Origin of the sequence: Fluviicola sp. (assembly GCF_039596395.1) — a bacterium.
Taxonomy (GTDB): domain Bacteria; phylum Bacteroidota; class Bacteroidia; order Flavobacteriales_D; family Crocinitomicaceae; genus Fluviicola.
The window spans coordinates 1,846,157-1,863,225 of record NZ_JBCNJT010000001.1 but is presented as its reverse complement, the minus strand read 5'-3'; the positions used below and the strand labels follow the sequence as shown (position 1 = coordinate 1,863,225).

The 17,069-nt window shown below is 41.9% G+C and carries 20 protein-coding genes; 15 read left to right on the top strand and 5 right to left on the bottom strand.

Translation table 11 applies throughout. The features are described 5' to 3' along the window. Positions 1-427 precede the first annotated feature (427 nt). Positions 428-823 (bottom strand): endonuclease domain-containing protein, encoded by a 396-nt coding sequence (locus ABDW02_RS08205; RefSeq protein WP_343633983.1) that lies wholly within the window; start codon positions 821-823, stop codon positions 428-430. 405 nt (positions 824-1,228) lie between these two features. On the opposite strand from ABDW02_RS08205, the gene ABDW02_RS08200 reads away from it, so the two are divergent. Next, entirely contained in the window at positions 1,229-1,552 is a 324-nt protein-coding gene (locus tag ABDW02_RS08200) for a four-helix bundle copper-binding protein (RefSeq protein ID WP_343633981.1), read from the top strand. Between the two features lie 58 nt (positions 1,553-1,610). Then, the gene (locus ABDW02_RS08195; protein WP_343633979.1) at positions 1,611-2,537 is read left to right on the top strand and encodes a hypothetical protein; all 927 of its coding nucleotides are present in this window, start codon (positions 1,611-1,613) and stop codon (positions 2,535-2,537) included. A 67-nt stretch (positions 2,538-2,604) separates the two neighbouring features. Here ABDW02_RS08195 and ABDW02_RS08190 read toward each other — a convergent pair whose 3' ends face one another. Together ABDW02_RS08190 and ABDW02_RS08185 are read right to left on the bottom strand one after the other, a co-directional pair. Next, positions 2,605-3,216 (bottom strand): hypothetical protein, encoded by a 612-nt coding sequence (locus ABDW02_RS08190; protein WP_343633977.1) that lies wholly within the window; start codon positions 3,214-3,216, stop codon positions 2,605-2,607. An 80-nt stretch (positions 3,217-3,296) separates the two neighbouring features. Continuing rightward, a complete protein-coding gene (locus ABDW02_RS08185) occupies positions 3,297-3,563 on the bottom strand; it encodes a hypothetical protein (RefSeq protein ID WP_343633975.1) in 267 nt (88 codons plus the stop codon). A gap of 200 nt (positions 3,564-3,763) precedes the next feature. Between ABDW02_RS08185 and ABDW02_RS08180 the strand changes: the two genes are divergently transcribed. Then, on the top strand, positions 3,764-4,339 hold the full coding sequence (locus tag ABDW02_RS08180) for a hypothetical protein (RefSeq protein WP_343633973.1): 576 nt from the start codon (positions 3,764-3,766) through the stop codon (positions 4,337-4,339). Positions 4,340-4,397: 58 nt separating this feature from the next. Here the strand turns inward: ABDW02_RS08180 and ABDW02_RS08175 are convergent, their stop codons facing one another. Next, positions 4,398-5,207 carry a hypothetical protein gene (locus ABDW02_RS08175; RefSeq protein ID WP_343633971.1) on the bottom strand — a complete coding sequence of 270 codons (810 nt, stop codon included), beginning with the start codon at positions 5,205-5,207 and terminating at the stop codon, positions 4,398-4,400. A gap of 66 nt (positions 5,208-5,273) precedes the next feature. Between ABDW02_RS08175 and ABDW02_RS08170 the strand changes: the two genes are divergently transcribed. The 10 genes from ABDW02_RS08170 (at position 5,274) to ABDW02_RS08125 (ending at position 14,025) form a co-directional block, all read left to right on the top strand. After that, the gene (locus tag ABDW02_RS08170; protein WP_343633969.1) at positions 5,274-5,678 is read left to right on the top strand and encodes a hypothetical protein; all 405 of its coding nucleotides are present in this window, start codon (positions 5,274-5,276) and stop codon (positions 5,676-5,678) included. A gap of 16 nt (positions 5,679-5,694) precedes the next feature. Next, positions 5,695-5,826, top strand: a complete 132-nt coding sequence (locus ABDW02_RS08165; protein WP_343633967.1) for a hypothetical protein — start codon at positions 5,695-5,697, stop codon at positions 5,824-5,826. A 66-nt stretch (positions 5,827-5,892) separates the two neighbouring features. Further along, a complete protein-coding gene (locus tag ABDW02_RS08160; RefSeq protein WP_343633965.1) occupies positions 5,893-6,933 on the top strand; it encodes a hypothetical protein in 1,041 nt (346 codons plus the stop codon). Between the two features lie 159 nt (positions 6,934-7,092). Beyond that, positions 7,093-7,368: a hypothetical protein gene (locus ABDW02_RS08155; protein ID WP_343633963.1), complete on the top strand. Its 276-nt coding sequence runs from the start codon at positions 7,093-7,095 to the stop codon at positions 7,366-7,368. Between the two features lie 506 nt (positions 7,369-7,874). Then, positions 7,875-8,399, top strand: coding sequence for a GNAT family N-acetyltransferase (locus tag ABDW02_RS08150; RefSeq protein ID WP_343633961.1), 525 nt, complete (start codon positions 7,875-7,877; stop codon positions 8,397-8,399). A 78-nt stretch (positions 8,400-8,477) separates the two neighbouring features. Continuing rightward, entirely contained in the window at positions 8,478-11,066 is a 2,589-nt protein-coding gene (locus ABDW02_RS08145; protein WP_343633959.1) for a YCF48-related protein, read from the top strand. Positions 11,067-11,090: 24 nt separating this feature from the next. After that, on the top strand, positions 11,091-11,285 hold the full coding sequence (locus ABDW02_RS08140) for a hypothetical protein (RefSeq protein WP_343633957.1): 195 nt from the start codon (positions 11,091-11,093) through the stop codon (positions 11,283-11,285). A 292-nt stretch (positions 11,286-11,577) separates the two neighbouring features. Further along, the gene (locus tag ABDW02_RS08135) at positions 11,578-12,393 is read left to right on the top strand and encodes an SDR family oxidoreductase (RefSeq protein WP_343633955.1); all 816 of its coding nucleotides are present in this window, start codon (positions 11,578-11,580) and stop codon (positions 12,391-12,393) included. Between the two features lie 36 nt (positions 12,394-12,429). Next, positions 12,430-13,332: a helix-turn-helix domain-containing protein gene (locus ABDW02_RS08130; protein ID WP_343633953.1), complete on the top strand. Its 903-nt coding sequence runs from the start codon at positions 12,430-12,432 to the stop codon at positions 13,330-13,332. Positions 13,333-13,464: 132 nt separating this feature from the next. After that, complete coding sequence (locus ABDW02_RS08125; RefSeq protein WP_343633951.1) at positions 13,465-14,025, top strand: hypothetical protein; 561 nt, start codon at positions 13,465-13,467, stop codon at positions 14,023-14,025. 232 nt (positions 14,026-14,257) lie between these two features. Here ABDW02_RS08125 and ABDW02_RS08120 read toward each other — a convergent pair whose 3' ends face one another. After that, positions 14,258-15,103: a Cof-type HAD-IIB family hydrolase gene (locus ABDW02_RS08120; protein ID WP_343633949.1), complete on the bottom strand. Its 846-nt coding sequence runs from the start codon at positions 15,101-15,103 to the stop codon at positions 14,258-14,260. A gap of 165 nt (positions 15,104-15,268) precedes the next feature. Here ABDW02_RS08120 and ABDW02_RS08115 point away from each other — a divergent pair, with 165 nt between their 5' ends. Continuing rightward, on the top strand, positions 15,269-16,180 hold the full coding sequence (locus tag ABDW02_RS08115) for an SDR family NAD(P)-dependent oxidoreductase (RefSeq protein ID WP_343633947.1): 912 nt from the start codon (positions 15,269-15,271) through the stop codon (positions 16,178-16,180). 13 nt (positions 16,181-16,193) lie between these two features. Continuing rightward, positions 16,194-16,985, top strand: a complete 792-nt coding sequence (locus tag ABDW02_RS08110; RefSeq protein ID WP_343633945.1) for an AraC family transcriptional regulator — start codon at positions 16,194-16,196, stop codon at positions 16,983-16,985. Positions 16,986-17,069 lie beyond the last annotated feature (84 nt).

Below are 17,069 nucleotides of genomic sequence, written 5' to 3'. Positions count from 1 at the left end.
ATCTCAATATTTTACAACATTTACCGGAAAGATGTAACACTTTTCCCTTGCATCCGGGGTAACTTCAAGACTGGTTTTCAGCTAAAATGCGCGCAATGAACACTTCTTTAAAAAGACCCGCAGCAATAATCCTTTCCCGGATTGTTTACAGCTTATATTTTCCGGTATGAGAAGCAAATTCAACTGGCAACGGCACCTGGAACTGCTGGTATTCCTGAAAATGGTTACCCAGCTTTGGTGGTTTGCTATTTGTTGTACGATAGTAGAAGTTTGAGGAGTGGGGGCATGACGCTCACGCAAGCCACCCTCCTCGGTCCTCCCGGCACTAACGTTTGGTCTTCGAAAGCAGTGCTTTCTCTTCTCAAGGGAGGAAGTGGCTCGAATCTCCCCCTTTGAAGGGGGATAAAGGGGGATGGCAACCTGAGGATCAGAAAGAAGAAGGAGGCATCCCTGATCTCAACACATAAATAGCATGCCGCACCTGTTCCGAAACCACATCCATATTCCAGATCACGTCGCCTTCTTTGAAACGAATTACCGTATATCCCAGCGACACCAGTTTATCTTCCCGGTAGCGGTCATAATTCCCCTTGTTGACATGTGAATTCCCATCGATCTCAATGATCAGCCCGATCTCCGGTGCGAAGAAATCCACGATAAAGTTATAAATAGGCCGTTGGCGCAAAAAGCGTTCTCCGGTTTGTTTCCTGGACAGTAATCCTTTCCAGATCACCTTTTCTGCTTTGGAAACAGTTTCCGTCCGCAACTCACGGGCATACTCTTTCAGCTTGGGGTTGTAGTGATTGTGGTCAAATCTTTTCATATTTTAATTTAAGGAGAAAAATCAACAATTACAAGACAGGAATCTCAAGTCCTCTCCCCTTGAGGGGAGACAGAGAGGGGTGGCAGAGGATCGTAAGGTGGCGGCATCCATCGTCCGCCACCGCAACAACGCTCACCCACGCAAGCCACCTCCCTTAATCCCTCCTCAAGGAGGGAGACAAGATAGGCCTCCTACCTTAACGATAAGAAGACCTACAATTTAAATCAAGAGAGGATTACAAATTCCTCCCTTGAGGGAGGATAAAGGAGGGTGGCCAGGATCGATCGGGTGGCAGATGACTACCGCCCGCAATCCAAGAATGATACAACATCCTGAACGGATCATGTAACTCACATTCAGGCAGATCTGGGTATCTTAAAGCCTGGATATTTTAAAACGTTTTCTATGAATTACCATGATCACAAAGCATGTATAGATGCTTGTTTACAGTGTGCTGCATTGTGCAACCACTGCGCTTCCTCCTGTTTGCAGGAAGACGATGTGGATATGATGACCCGCTGCATCCAACTGGACATGGAATGTGCGGCCATTTGCGAAGCCGCCGCCCGGTTAATGAGTCTGGGAAGCAGCAAAGGATCGGAAATTTGCAGGATTTGTGCGGATATTTGCCGGCAGTGTGCCGTAGAATGCGAACAGCACGATAACCAGCATTGCGCCGAATGTGCCCGGGCTTGCCGTGCATGTGCAGAAAAATGCCTGGCCATGTAATGTGCTTTCGGAGATTTGTGCCACTCAGTAAACACTGTTCTTCAATCATTTTTGTATATTGGGCAAACTATTCACAGCACGCCGCTATATGCACCAGTACCAAAATAAGAACAAAGAACAGCAATCCGCCAATACCGGCCGGGCTTTAGAAAAACCGGAAAATCCGGGATGGAAATTCGTGGACAGCAGGCCCGAAGCCATGATCCAACAAAAATTGCAGATAGCTGCCAATAAAAGTCCGCAGGCCAGGGGGAATGCGCATTTTCAATCCATTGCGGATAATCACCCGCAGGTTCAACTACAAGCTGTTACCCAGTTGGCGCGTACCAAGTCCAAAAAAGCTACTGTCAGCGGGCACGGCGGTTTACGTCGTAATAAGAAGGGAGACCTGATTCCCTACAAAGTTCCGAAAGGCAAAACCATTGTAATCACGGCGCCTCCGGGAGCCACATTGGGAGATATTTCCCTGGTGCTTAATACAACGAATAACCCGGATTACAAGAAAATCCGGAAAATGATGAAAATCAGTACCAACAAAGACCTTTGGAAAAACAAAACGGTGATTTCTAGTGTACGCCGCAATAAGCAAATAGAAAAAACAAAACTGCAGAAGAAACTGCTGGAAGAACTGGATACAGGCAAACGCAGCTTTAGCGACCTGAAGGGAAACGAAAAAGGATCACTTGCTGCCATTGAACGCAAGCCCGAATTTGAAGAATGGGCAGAATCATATGTCACCCCTGAAACCTTCCGGGTAAAAAATGAAAATGATGTCATGGACGATATGGTGCTGGAACCGTTCGAAGATAAATTGCGCAGTGACGACGATGATACAGCCCGTCAAACAGACTACATTGAAAAAGAGACTTTCCTCTCCGATTACGTAGACGATCACCCCAAACTGACCTATATTACAGTCAACGCCTGCAGCGATGATCCGAATGCAGCATCGGATTTCACCGGTTTCCAGATAGATAAAAAATAAAGGCTTTCCGTATCTCCCTCCTTGAGGGGGACTTATACTGCAAAATCACCACAGATTTACGGGAGGGCTAATTTCCCCCTTCAGAATTAGTTAAATTGCTCATAGCATAGTCATAAAATTCCTTTGCTGTGAAAACTTTTGTACCAAATCCCAGTTTACTATAAACCTCCGAAGCTTTGTAATGACATCCCTTATCATTCGTTATGAATATATCGAAATGAGCCGCATAAAATGTATGCTCAGCATCCTGCATTAAGCTGGTAAATGTTTTATCAGTCTTGAATCCTTTAAAATCTGTTCTATAGTAAAGATTTACTATTTCGTCATACCATTCGTTATCACTTGTTTTACCTTGTGGTCCATATTTATCTAATCGAGCCTCGAAGTCTAAACCTTTCAAATATTTTTCAACCTGCTTATCCAGTTTTTCTCCAGGAGGAAGAGTTTGCTTATACTCACTCATATTGGCTGGATTCATCAACTTTTTTACCGCTCTGAACAAAGAAGGGTCATCATGCATCCGTTGAGGTGCATCGATGTTGTCTTCAAGAATAGACTTATTCATTCTTGTCTTAAAAGTTTTCGGGTACAACTTTTGAATTAATGGATGTTCTAAAGCCTTTTCCATTTCAGGTGAAATTGGAGACTCATCATTAGCGTATTCGCCAAATTGAGCCATTATGTCTTCAGTAGTAACAATATTCTTAGAAGCTTCGAGAACAAAATTGAAATATGTAAAAATGTCGACTTCTGCTATGGTTACATCAGCATCACCTCAGAAAGACAGATATAGACATGATTTGATAAATCACCTATATTCTTAAGATGACCTTCAAGCTTGGTAGTATCTTCTGGTTTGTAAGCTCGGACCAAATCTGTGATATGTGCGTGAGAATAATGAGTGTAGAAGTCTCCGCTTTTTAAACAATGAACGAGAAACTTATATGGTTCAGCTTCATCAGAACTTACCCTTTGAATTTTTTCAATTCTGTCAAAAATATTTAAATCGAGGTAAATAGAATACATGGTATTAAGTTAAGAAAGTTAAACCTTAAAATAAAGAATATTGCAATAGTTCCAATAAGTTTAAGCTTTAAAATTCATTTTTTTTATTTCCTTTATACACAGTACTTAGGAGTTGAATTAGTCTCAATCTCGTACATAGTTGTAGAGACCATTTTTCTGGTAAATGACATGTACCGAAATTTGTTCAATAAAAGAGTTATATGAATGTATTTAATGTCCGTTATTGGAAAAAAGGCAAAGAAAATGGTGTGCGAAAGTATCGTCTCCATTCTTTGTGTTCTGACACTTATGAAAGTGTTCTGTTTGAGTTTACACTCGACCACCTTTGCGAAAGTAGTTATTATTGGGACTATGAATGGTACATGCTAAATGAACATGTATTTGTCAAGCGTATAAGAGCCAATAGCCTAATTTGTGAATATGAAGTGACGTTACTCCATTGGAAAGATAGGTCCAAAATAGTTGCAACTTATATTGTAGAGATGGAATGTCTAGAGTCAGAGAATTCAGATAACATCTTGAAGCAGGAAAAAGAATTGAAACCACTTAAATTAGCAAAGCCTTTAAAGGAGAAACTCCCAACAGTTTGGCTTAAGAATGAATCAGGTGCAATTCGCAGGTTTTTATATTTGCTGAAGCATGAGGGTAGTCTTAAAGCATTAAAAGGTGCTACATATATGACCAAGCCAACTTTCTATAGAAATCTTAAAGTTTGCCAGGAAAAAGGGTACATTGTTGATGGTAAACTCGTGAAGAGATTGTTAGTGACCAAGTGAGATTGATGAAGAAGTTAAGAAGCTTGATGTGTTAATCGCTGCATAGGATTTAAGTGCGCTATTTCAACAAATCTGATATTGTCATGTAGTTTGTAGAAATGGCGCACTGATTCATATTTATAATCTTTCGGTAAATATCGATGCTGTTACTTTCCGAAATGAATGCATCACAATAAGGTGCCGTAGTCATTATTAGAATATCAAGCACATCAGATATTGAAGTCTTGCGCTTAAGGTCAGAGTAGAACTTGTAATATAACCCTTGTCCAAGAACTTCAAGTGTTTTCATTTTAAGTACATTGTTTTTATTTGGCTCTTTCCATTGACCACCAAAGAATCGATATTTGAGCTCATATCTTTTGAAGGTATTAACAAATTGATTTCTGCTCATTTTAGCATCTCGAAATTGAGCGAATTCTTCTTTATCTAATAAGTTAGAATACTCGTGGAATAATTCTTCGGATTTATGTTCTATAAAATCAAATGCAGCTAGAATACTAGGGTCTTGTAAAATCTTGTTTAAAGAATCTGGATGCATTTTCTTTCCATCAACACTAATGGCTTGGGGTGTTAAAAGAACGGGGTCAACATAAGGTTCTTTACCACTGATTACATCAATCTCTCTAACTCCCAAAGGGAAATAAGAAAACATTATTGCACATGGGTAAACCGCAAATACCTTTCTAAAGTCTGCCATTAATGTTTCACTCTTGCTGATTTCATATAATGTATAAGTACTGAAACAAAGAAGATTATAGTCTTTTAGAGGAAAGTGTCTAAGAAAATCCTTTAATATACCATTCTCTTTGAGGATATTACTTACAACATTCGTGTCCGCATAAATGTATTTGAAGCCTGGTATTTTCATTGTGAGTTAAGTTAAACTAGATTAATGGAATAAATTTATATATTAGTTGTCAAATAGTTATAACCTATGAAACACTTTTTTACCACTGTTTCGCTGATGATAATCTCGGCATTAACTTTGTCCTATTCACAAAAACTCAGGACTGATAATTCTCTTGAAGTTCTAACTTGGAATCTAGAATGGTTTGGAAATTCTGGAAAAGGACCATCAGATGAAAAGAAACAAATGCAAGTCGCATCTCAAATCATAAAGAAGTTAGGTCAAGTTGATGTTATTGTCTTTGAAGAAATTTGTGATAGCGTTTTATTTAAAACTCTTGCTGACAGCACAGGATACAAATATTACTTGTCACCTGGTTCAAATACTCTACAAAAGATTGGAATATTCCATTCGAAAAGTTTAGAAGTGGTTGAGAAGCCAACTCAAATTCTTCCAGAGCATAAAAATACTTTTGCTCAGCTACCATTGTGATTCTGAATATAAGGATATGGTAGAGTTCATCAACAATAACTGGATAGAGGATTATACTGATGAACAAATTGAAGAGTTCCAGGCTGTTGTAAAGGAGCGGTTTGCAGAGTTCCTGAGAGACGGAGTAAGAAATAGCATGGGAGTATAACTTTGTATTACAAAACTTCTTTGACTACTCTTGATATTGACCTCCTGTTTTTTTTATGTTAGAATTATGAAATTAATATACCTCGACCTTAACGTATTTGACCAAATTGAGAAGATTGAAAGATTAAATTATCAAGAAGCTGAACCTTATCAGTTGATTTTGGATTCTCTTCAGTCAGGTACTTTAACTACTGTTTACACCAACGCTCATATTAGTGATTTAATTCGTGCTTATAAAAGTCCATCTGGAGATACAACACAATTGGAAGGACATCTTCAACATATTAGCACTCTTACGAACAATAACTTTATGTGCTTATATGGTCAACAATCTGAAACTAAGCTTGAGCGAAAAGATGTATTTGAAGTTTTCAATTCGTCACTAGAAGACTCTTTAAAACCTCAAGAAACATCCTTCTCAGGTCTAATTGATTCAATAACTAGCGATGTTGATTTAGAATTAGTTGATGCAATACTTAATAAGACAATTGAAAGTATGACCACTTTGGTGACACAAGCTTTTCCTGATGACTTTATGAAAGCTTTTGAATTTCCATTGTATCAAAAAATGTTTCCAATCACATATTCATCAGGAGACATGAAAAATATGTTTGATGATTTATTGACTTTAAACACAAGAATAGGGCAAGACCCAGAAATGTATAGGGATTTGAAGAGAATGATGAATCCTGACAATTTTAACGAGTTTGCTAAGATGTTACCTCCTGGTCAAACGATTGATAAGAAAGAACTCAAGAAAAGCCTGAAGAAATATGATATAGATTCAATGCTGGAAACTTATGCTCCTGATGGCAAAACAAGTGACCATCCTTGGTATGATAAAATCACAAATCTGTATTCTAAAATTGATTTTAAAGGATTTAAGACTGACAAAGATTTTGATAACATGATTGACGATTCGAACCATACCTTTTATGGCTCACATTGTTATTTCTTTATAACTGAGGATACAAGATGTCACTATAAAGCGACTGAAGTCTATAAGCAATTGAATATTCCTACGAAAGTATTCACTCCGAAAGAGTTTCTTCAATATGTCAAAAGCCTGCAATCTAGTGCAGATGGGGCTTTAGACCCCCTCCCGTAAAATTGTGGTGATTTTGCAGTATAAGTCCCCCTTGAGGAGGGGTTTAGGGTCTGACGACTCTGACGAGTATCAGACTCCGTCAGAGGAGGTGGAGGTGGCCAGAATCAGCCCGGCGTCAGAAAACCAAAAAAACATAGCTTTACACCCTAAAAGAAATTTATGGCAACTACAGCGAAACTATTGGAAGACAGCCTGCTTGTTATCTGGAACGACAGAAACCCCGGCAATCGCCTGGCAGCAATGCAGCGAATCTACGCACCCAACATTCATTTTTTCGAAAGCAACGACGGAAAGCCCATCATTGGTTACGAAGCTATCAACGCACTGATCTCGAAATTGCAGGCCGAATGGCCGCTTGAGTTTGTATTCGAACTGAACAAACCTTCACAGGTAAACCACGCTTCGCAACTCGTTTTCCTGGAACCTGGGATTTAAAGGGGAAACACCGGTTGCCACCGGAATGGATGTAGCCATCATTGAAAATGACCGCATTCAGGCGCTTTACTTGTTTTTGGATAAGTGATTCCTCATGGGCCTGATCGATTGGTATGACGTGAAAAAGTTCAGGGATTGAGTAAACGATAAGATAGACTTTTTTCTCACCGCAAAGAAGAGCCAGCAATAGCTGGTGAAGACGAAGTATAGTCTGAAAGACGTGATACTAGGTAGAAGAAAAGAAGAGAGCAGAGTTCATCAATACCTCTGCGTCCTCCTTCTCTTTGCTGTTTTTATTAGGCAAGCCAAGCTGTTCCGCAGGCGCAGATCAAACCAAACCTATTTTCTTCGTGTACCTTCTGTGCTGAGCGGTTCAAAGAAAAAGAGTTACTACATTTGATCGTTATATCGTAATATCACGAAAACACGATAGTATGAAATATGATATCATGTTTAGTTGCGATTGCTGCCGGTGAGCCTCATCCCCGGATTCAAAGACAAATACAATGGACGAATTAATGATACGGCCCGCTCCGGCCGGTGATCTGGAACTTGTACGGAAAATAGGAAGTGAAACTTTCTACGAAACCTTTGCCGACAGCAATACCGAAGCAGATATGCAACATTACCTGGCTGTGAATTTCAGTCCGGAAAAGCTCCTGGCAGAATTGTCAAACCCCAATTCGCTGTTCTTCCTGGCATGGGATCGTGAAACACCGGTTGGTTACCTGAAACTGAATACCGGGGAAGCGCAGACGGATGTAAAAGAAGCCGTGTCGATAGAAATTGAGCGGATTTACGTGAAAGCCGCATACCATGGAAAAAAAGTGGGCCAGCTACTTTACGAAAAAGCACTGGAAATAGCCCGTGAACTCAACAAGGAATACATCTGGCTCGGAGTGTGGGAAAAGAATCCGCGGGCAATCCGTTTTTACGAAAAGAACGGGTTTATGGCATTCTCCAAACACCTGTTCCAATTAGGCACCGACGAACAAACCGATATCCTCATGAAAAAGACTTTGAAGGAATAAAACAAATGGGAATCGACTTACTATTTTGTTTCTCAGTTATTCATTACTTTTACAGCCGCAACATCAATGCTAATTTATATGAACCAACAAATCCTCCTTTATCTTTGTTTGATTTTTTCAGGAAGCATATTTGCCCAGTTTCAATGGGAAAATGTTCCTCAGGCAACACAATTCAGTCCAACAGACATTGAATTTATCGATCTTAATAATGGTTGGGCTTCTACAATTAACGGTTATATTGCACATACCAATGATGGTGGTGATACTTGGTCTCTTCAGGGAAATTATTCGGTGTATAATGGCTTGACCAGTATTGATATGCTTTCAACAACACACGGGTATGCGTCAGGATATCATGGCATCTTTGAAACTACAGACGGCTTAAATTGGAACGAGTTGATCAATGAGCCCAATGGCTACTTCCTTGAAACTCAATTTTTAAATGATACACTTGGTATCTTGATGTCAAATTATGAATTATTGAAAACAACGGATGGTGGACAAACCTGGGACACTATTTTTATCGAATCTGGTTATAACCTGTTTGCTTTGCAATTTGTGGATGAAAATATGATCGTAGCAGTTGGAAATGATTTGGGGTATGGAAACATTATTGTTTCACACGATGGAGGTTTAAGTTGGGATGAACCTGATGATGCTGCGGGTTTACCATTAACGGATGTTTATTTTACTACAAGTCTACTAGGTTATGCTGTTGGTCATAATGGAACTTACCTAACTACTGTAGACGGAGGATTAACCTGGCAGAATTCCACCCAGTTTCAAAACATGTTAAACCCATCCCCTTCAATCTATTTTATTTCCGAAATGACAGGGTTTGTACGTGCAAATAACAATCAATATTTTCAAACTACGGATGGTGGAAATACCTGGACAGACCTTTCCAGTCCAAAGAATCGAAATTTTGAGCAAACCTTCTTTTTGGATTCATTGCATGGATGGGCAACTTCTTCTGTCTTGACAGAAATTATAAGTACTTCTGATGGTGGACAAAGTTGGGCTTCTATGTATAACGGTTCAGGCTGGGAATTAACTGATGTTAAGTTTTCATCCGACAATGACGGGTGGGCATGTGGATTAGAAGGAACTATATTGCATACAACCGACAATGGGAGTAGCTGGTCACTTGTTGATTCACCTATTAGCAGCATGTATACAAAAATTGGTGTTGCAGATACACAAAATATTTGGGTAATAGGTGTTACAGGAGTGTCTTTTCATACTTCTGATGGAGGAGTTAATTGGGATTCTTACCAGTTTTTGTCAGGTGGTGATTTGATGGATATAGATTTTCCAACACCACAAGTCGGATATATTGCAGGACCATCATACATTCATAAAACTCTTGATGGTGGTGTGAACTGGACATCAGATTGGCATCCAGGGATAAATTATAATTCAATAAGCTTTTTGAATCAGGATACCGGAATGGTATGTACCACAGAGTTTATATTCAAAACCGTAGACGGTGGATCAACCTGGCAGAATATCACCCCAACTGTTGGTTTGAACGCCTACAACAGCATTGAATATCCTGCTACAGATACTGCTTATGCTGTAGGATACCAAGGAGTTATAGTGTCTACTTATGATGGTGGAATTACATGGACTCTGCAAAACTCGGGTACGACAAGCATATTAAAAGATATTACCTTTAGTTCTTCAACACATGGAAGGGTTTCAGGTTATGATGGTACGATTTTAGTAACATTGGATGCTGGTGTAACCTGGTTACCTGAGTCAACACCTTCACAGATTACAATATCAGCGGTTGCGAACACACCAGATAATCAAATAGGATGGGCATCTAAACAAGATGGAAACCTGCTTAAATTCCATTGTTCAACGGTTAATCCAGTAGAAATAATGACATATACGCTAAGTCCTGCAACTAATTGTAATGGTTCTGTAAAACTTTCTTCTGTTTCCAGTGAATCTTTTGCTACAACTGTTTCGGGCCAGAATAAGGTTATTGCTGGTTCTGGAAACCTTTCAGGATTTTGCGAAGGACTTTATTCCCTTGAAGGAGGATATACTTCCTGTGGAAACGATTTGGATGGATTATTTGTTGTGACAGATCCGAACCATTTTTATGGAACAACAGCTTATGCGGATTCGACTATTGCATATCGGTCCGGAAATGTGCAGGAATTTTGCGGTCAGCAACTGATCTTTACGTCATCCGCTAAACTCATCTCTGCGGCTTTCATCAATTCTTCCACCATCGAAGCACAGTGGGAAATTGTAACAGCTTCAGGTACATTTATAATTCCGGCACAATATCCTATTAATGGAAACGGAATGTATGCTATTCAACTGAGTCTTTATTGTGAAGGAAATACGTTTGAAGGCTTGATTGTTAACGAAAACATTTATATAGAAACTAATACAGTTACACTGAAAAATTCAGAATTGCAGACAGAGAATTTTTTTGCTTTTCCAAATCCAGCTTCCAGCCTGGTTACTCTTCGTTTTGAATCTGGTGCGGCAAAGTTGACTATCCGGGATATTAATGGGAAAGAGCTATTTTCAAAAGAAGTAGTATCTAATGATCAGATTGATCTTTCAGGATTTTCTAATGGGATTCTTCTTTTCGAGATTTCAACTGAGAAAGGAAGAGCAGTAAAACGAATGATTAAAAATTAGAACATTAAAAAGGAAGAAGTCCTGATGTTTTTATCAGGGTTTTTCTTTTATAGCAACTCACACATTCTCGCTCTGTTCTTCAGAAAGACTTTCAATGCTGAAAGTGTGCAGTTCTATACCAATTCTTCCCCGGCTGATTTCGAGACGAACCGCTACGAATATCCCTGCATCATTGCCATCGACGGGAACCAGATCGGTTTTCTGTGGTTTATGACCTAGAGCTTATTACCGCAAGAACTAAGAAAGAAGGAGGAAAGTGGTAAGTAAACCCTATTCCTCCGAAGAATAAAAAGCTGTGCCGCAGACGCAGATTGTACAAAGCACCTATTCCTCGTACTCTGAAAGATATAGCGACTGAAAATCTGCTATGTGTCCGCGCGCCTCGTGGTTACATCCCTTCGCACAATCCGTAGTTTGTATAACCGATCCCCTGAAACGTATAAGCCGGTTCTTTTCATCGGTGTCACCTTTGCAGTATCACTAATGGCAAGCAATTTTTTAAACAGACAACATGAAAAAGACCGTATTGATTACCGGAGCTTCTTCCGGATTCGGAAAAGAATCAGCCAAACTCTTTCACCAAAAAGGCTGGAATGTCATTGCAACGATGCGCTCTCCTGAAAAAGAAACCGAATTAACCGCATTGGAAGATGTACTGGTAGTAAAACTGGATGTTCAGGACCAGGAATCCATTCAACAGGCAGTGATTGCCGGTGTGGAGCGTTTCGGTACCATTCATGCGTTGGTAAACAGCGCCGGTTATGGCGCTATGGGTGTATTTGAAGCAGCTACCAGGGAGCAGATTCAAAACCAGTACGAGGTAAATGTATTCGGTACCATGATGGTAACACAGGCGGTATTGCCCGTAATGCGCAAAAACGGAAAGGGTTCTATTGTCAATATCTCTACCTTTGGCGGAGCCGTCGGGATGCCTTTCGCTACCCTTTATTCCAGTTCCAAGTTTGCCGTAGAAGGGTTCTCCGAAGCACTTTCTCACGAGGTCAGTGAATTGAATATTCAGGTGAAGATTGTGGAGCCGGGAAGCGTCAAAACCAATTTCAGGAACGGACAGCAGTTTATCCACAGCGATATCGAAGAATACAATACCATTATGGGAAATATCTACACCAAATTCGGTGCTTCAACTGCCCATTTGGTACAGGCAACACCCGGAGAAGTGGCTGACGTAATCTATGAGGCCGCCACCGATGAAAGTACCAGATTGCGCTACATCATAGGAGCTGATGCCCAATTTTACATCGACACGAAATGGAAGAACACGGAAGATCAGTTTGTGCGTACAATCCGTAGTTTTTTCTTCGGATAGGAAAATCATGGTAAATTGAGTGTATTTTCGGGAAACATGAAAAACAAGTTTGTTGATATCGGATCCATCACGGAAGTCCACCGGTTTTACAAATACGGAAAGCCAAAACATCCGCTCATTTCTGTTATTGACCTTACGCAAACACAGGTAGATCGCCCCGATGAGGAAGTTTCTTACCGGACTTCCTTTTACATCCTGATGTGTAAGAAAATAACAGGAACCTTGAAATACGGAAGATCTTACTATGATTTTGAGGAAGGTTCGCTGATGTTCACTGCTCCGGGTCAGGTCATTACTTCGGGGCCGGAAATGGAAATAGAAGAGGGGTGGGGCCTTTTTGTTCACCCCGACTTGCTGGCAGGAACAGATTTAGGCAGGAAGATCCGGGAATATTCTTTTTTCCACTACGAGGCCAATGAAGCCCTGCACGTGTCGGAAGACGAGAAACAGATCCTGCTCGATTGCCTGGGAAAAATAGTGAGGGAATACAGTCAAAATACCGACAAGCATACCAAAGAACTAATCGTTGACAACCTGCAATTGCTGTTGAATTACTGCAACCGTTTTTACGACCGGCAATTCTTTACCCGGGAGAAGGTAAACAACGACCTGGTGCAGCGCTTCGAAAAGTTACTGATCGCTTATTTTTCGCAGGAAACCCTGATTGATAAAGGCCTGCCGGATGTCGGGTATTTTGCCTCCAAACTGAGCCTTTCTTCCAACTATTTGTCCGATTTACTGAGCAAGCATACCGGTAAAAGCACCCAGGAGCATATCCACCTTCAACTGATAGAACGGGCCAAGAACATGCTTTGGGGAAATGCTAAAACGATTGCTGAAATTGCTTATGAACTGGGATTTGAATATCCTTCACACTTCACCAAACTATTCAAAAGCAAAACGGGTATGTCGCCGAGTGCCTGGCAGAAATCGAATTGAAAATAAGCATGCAAAGATGCATGAACGTTATAAACTCATTCTCATTAATTCGAAGCGATCAGCCGCGGCTGATCTGCTTTGGATTCTCGCACTGTTTTCGTATCTTCATTCAAACCAATAGTTCCGGAGATTATGAACAACGAACTCAATGCATTTCTTTATTTCAATTACGACGTCATCTGGTGCAAAGTCTTTGAGATCCGCCCGGTAGAAGAAATTTCTGAGACGGATGAACGCACCAATGAGCTCATTCGTTCTTACCGTGCAAATCCTTCGAACGACGAACTGGCCATGCGTCTGTTCGATGTATTTATTGAAGGAGCACTGGGAACAGTTCATACTCCGGAAGATTTTAACTACGACCTGCTGCTCGGTACCGAATGGCGCCATATTCCGCAGCCGGAAGCAGAATCGTTTACCGACCTGCTCATTACCGAATCCGAAAAAACACACACGCATTACCTGGAAGAGCACGAAACGATCAACAACGATCCGCTGGAATGGAAAGCCTCCAACAAATGGGTCGATTACAGTCAGGTAAAAGAACTGTTCTTCGGAAAGACTTTCAATGCTGAAAGTGTGCAGTTCTATACCAATTCTTCCCCGGCTGATTTCGAGACGAACCGCTACGAATATCCCTGCATCATCGCCATCGACGGGAACCAGATCGGTTTTCTGTGGTTTATGACCTAGAGCTTATTACCCCAAAGAACTAAGAAAGAAGGAGGAAAGTGGTAAGTAACGCTGTTCCTCTCCGAAGAATAAAAGCTATGCCGCAGGCGTAGATTAACTGATACAACATCTCTGCGTTCTCCTTTTCTTTGCGGTTTATTTAATCTTTGTAACTATGCGATCAGTGGAAGAAAAAGCTATGCCGCAGGCGTAGATCAGTTATCACCAATTCCTTTGTGCGCCGGTGGGCCATTCATTCTATCACACCGAAATACTCCAAAGCCTTCCAAATCCCATCTTCATCCGCATCGGTGGTGATGTAATCTGCTGCCGATTTGACGTTGGCACCGGCATTTCCCATGGCTACACCGATCCCGGCGTATTGCAACATCGTGATATCGTTCCCGCCATCGCCAAAGGCCATCGTTTCGGATACATCCAGTCCGAAGTAGCTGCAAAATAGCTCCAGGCCGATTTTCTTACTGATCCCGGCCGGGTTCACATCGGCAAAAAGTGGAGTCCAGCGGGCGGCAACGCAATCCGGCATCACGGTTTGCATGAAAGCCGCTTCTTCTTCAGGCCCGATAAAAACATTTGCCTGCAACACATTGCCAATGTCCGGGTTTGTCCGGTCAAGTACTGGTGGAACCGGCAGTTTCAGCTTGGTTTGACTGGCAATTATTTCCGGGGTTACCAGGTTCACGGCAACTGTGTTTTCATACATGAGCACAAAATTGATTTCCCGGTTTTCCGTGTAATGCAGTAAACGGGAAATGCTATCCGGTGAAATGGTGTATCTCGACAATTGATTACCGTCCTTGTCATAGCAGGCACTGCCGTTAAATGTCACGTATCCGTCGAATCCCAGGTGCCGGATAGGAGTGACCGCCTGGATCGAACGGCCGGTAGCAACAATGACCCGGATTCCCTGTTCCTGCAATTTTTGAATGGCCAGCACAGCCGATTCAGGAATGGTACGTGTATTAAAACTGATCAATGTTCCGTCAATGTCGAAAAAAACAGCTTTGATGGTTTGTTGTTTGTTGAAATCAGAAGTGGGTGTCGTTGTGGAATCAGTATTTGGATTTTTTTCTTGCATAAAGTTGAACTCTCAGTAATCCCAACGGGCAAAGCGGGGTTTTATTGCTTGAACTGCTTTGGATTGTCCTTCTGTCTTTGGACTTCCCAACAAACCTTTTTGGACCTCGCAACAAAGTTCGGAGCAGGCAATCTTCGGACCTTTGTCGTATCAAATAAAGACCAGATGAAAGAAGAAAAAGCATACGTCATTACCGGCCCTACATCCGGAATCGGATATGAAACCGCATTGGAACTCGCTAAACACGGAACGGTTGTCCTGGTGGGGCGTAACCGCAATAAACTGGAAGAAGTCAAAAGAACGATCAACGAACGCGGCCAGGATGCCGCAATGGTGGTGTGCGATGTTTCCGATATCATTAGCGTAAAGCATGCTGCTAAGGAAATCGCGTCACTCGGGCTTCCGATCGCAGGGTTGCTGAATAACGCCGGGATCATGCCTCAAAAAGCCTTGAAAAATGCGCAGGGCTGGGACTTGACCTTCGCCACCAATTACCTGGGAGCATTTGCATTGACAGAAGCACTGGTACCACATCTTCCGGACGGGGCCAACGTGGTTTTCATCGGTTCGGCCATAGAAGATCCCGAAAGGAAACCGGCTAAAGTGATGGGAATGAAAGGCGGGCAATACCTTTCTGCCGAATCAAGCGCCAAAGGAATCTGGAAACCCGGCGGAGCAAAAATGGCCGGAATAGATGCCTATGCAACTTCCAAACAATGCGTATTGGCCGCCGCTATGGTCCTGGCTCGCGAAACGCCCCGTCTGCATTTCAACGTCATAGAACCGGGAATTACTCCCGGAACAGGCCTTGGCAACAACGGAAACCGCTTCGTGCATTTCCTGATGGGAAGCATGATGCAATTGATGATGCTCCTTCCTGCATTTTCGCGTTACAAAAGCACCCCGAAGAAATCCGCCAAAGTGATCTCGGATGTGGTAACGGACACCTCGGGCAGAACCGGTGTTTACTTCGACCAAAAAGGAAATCCGATGCAGGGTTCCGTTTTGTCGCGCAGCAAAGAGTTCCAGGAACGCGTGGTTCTGGAAACACGGGCTTTGTTGGAAAAGTATTCCTAAATTAGAACAGCAAATGGACGATTCACACATGCATTACGTGGGGAAAGAAATTTCCCCGGAGCAATTCGTTGCCGAGCATACCTTGGCTTATATCCTCAAAGGTGTAATGAACATCTATGACGGAACAAAGCAGGTGTCTCTCTACTCGGGCGATTGCTGCATTGCTCGAAAGAACAGGTTGGCGCGTTACAATAAGGAGCGGATCAACAACGAGTTGGAAAAGGTATTTGTCTTCTTCGACAAAGATTTTCTCAAACGCTTCCAGGAAAAGTATGGCTTCTCTAAAACCGGCTTTCCATCTGCTGAATCGCTGATACCGGTTGAATCCGGTCAATTGTTGGATACCTTCATGCAATCCCTGCTTCCTTACTATCACCGCGGGAAAATCGAAGAACCTTTCGCAGACCTGAAACGGGAAGAATTGTTACTCATCTTGCTGCGCAAACAACCCGATCTCGCAGGGCTTTTCTTCGATTACGGAATCCCGGAAAAGATTGACATAGAAGCCTTCATGAACCAAAACTTCCGGTTCAACGTGAGCATTTCCCGCTTTGCCTTCCTGACCGGGAGAAGCATTTCCGCCTTCAAACGCGACTTCAAGGAAATCTTCAACGACACCCCGAACCATTGGCTAAAACAAAAAAGACTGGAAGAAGCCAACTTCTTACTATCCAAAAAAGGCCGGAAACCCTCCGAAATCTATCTGGAACTCGGCTTCGAAGACCTCACACATTTTTCCTACGCCTTCAAAAAACACTTCGGAGAAACTCCTTCGGAGGTTAGTAGGAGAAGAGAGGGGGAATGAGAAACCAAAGCAGATCAGCTGTGGCTGATCGTTTCGGATTAAATGAGAGTGAAGTTTTGGTCTGATGTTAGTTTTAAATCACCC

Coding starts and splice junctions, on each gene's coding strand:
- ABDW02_RS08205 (WP_343633983.1), bottom strand. CDS start 823: ATGAAAAGATTTGACCACAATCACTACAACCCCAAGCTGAAAGAGTAT.
- ABDW02_RS08200 (WP_343633981.1), top strand. CDS start 1,229: ATGAATTACCATGATCACAAAGCATGTATAGATGCTTGTTTACAGTGT.
- ABDW02_RS08190 (WP_343633977.1), bottom strand. CDS start 3,216: ATGGCTCAATTTGGCGAATACGCTAATGATGAGTCTCCAATTTCACCT.
- ABDW02_RS08185 (WP_343633975.1), bottom strand. CDS start 3,563: ATGTATTCTATTTACCTCGATTTAAATATTTTTGACAGAATTGAAAAA.
- ABDW02_RS08180 (WP_343633973.1), top strand. CDS start 3,764: ATGAATGTATTTAATGTCCGTTATTGGAAAAAAGGCAAAGAAAATGGT.
- ABDW02_RS08175 (WP_343633971.1), bottom strand. CDS start 5,207: ATGAAAATACCAGGCTTCAAATACATTTATGCGGACACGAATGTTGTA.
- ABDW02_RS08170 (WP_343633969.1), top strand. CDS start 5,274: ATGAAACACTTTTTTACCACTGTTTCGCTGATGATAATCTCGGCATTA.
- ABDW02_RS08165 (WP_343633967.1), top strand. CDS start 5,695: ATGGTAGAGTTCATCAACAATAACTGGATAGAGGATTATACTGATGAA.
- ABDW02_RS08160 (WP_343633965.1), top strand. CDS start 5,893: ATGAAATTAATATACCTCGACCTTAACGTATTTGACCAAATTGAGAAG.
- ABDW02_RS08155 (WP_343633963.1), top strand. CDS start 7,093: ATGGCAACTACAGCGAAACTATTGGAAGACAGCCTGCTTGTTATCTGG.
- ABDW02_RS08150 (WP_343633961.1), top strand. CDS start 7,875: ATGGACGAATTAATGATACGGCCCGCTCCGGCCGGTGATCTGGAACTT.
- ABDW02_RS08145 (WP_343633959.1), top strand. CDS start 8,478: ATGAACCAACAAATCCTCCTTTATCTTTGTTTGATTTTTTCAGGAAGC.
- ABDW02_RS08140 (WP_343633957.1), top strand. CDS start 11,091: ATGTTTTTATCAGGGTTTTTCTTTTATAGCAACTCACACATTCTCGCT.
- ABDW02_RS08135 (WP_343633955.1), top strand. CDS start 11,578: ATGAAAAAGACCGTATTGATTACCGGAGCTTCTTCCGGATTCGGAAAA.
- ABDW02_RS08130 (WP_343633953.1), top strand. CDS start 12,430: ATGAAAAACAAGTTTGTTGATATCGGATCCATCACGGAAGTCCACCGG.
- ABDW02_RS08125 (WP_343633951.1), top strand. CDS start 13,465: ATGAACAACGAACTCAATGCATTTCTTTATTTCAATTACGACGTCATC.
- ABDW02_RS08120 (WP_343633949.1), bottom strand. CDS start 15,103: ATGCAAGAAAAAAATCCAAATACTGATTCCACAACGACACCCACTTCT.
- ABDW02_RS08115 (WP_343633947.1), top strand. CDS start 15,269: ATGAAAGAAGAAAAAGCATACGTCATTACCGGCCCTACATCCGGAATC.
- ABDW02_RS08110 (WP_343633945.1), top strand. CDS start 16,194: ATGGACGATTCACACATGCATTACGTGGGGAAAGAAATTTCCCCGGAG.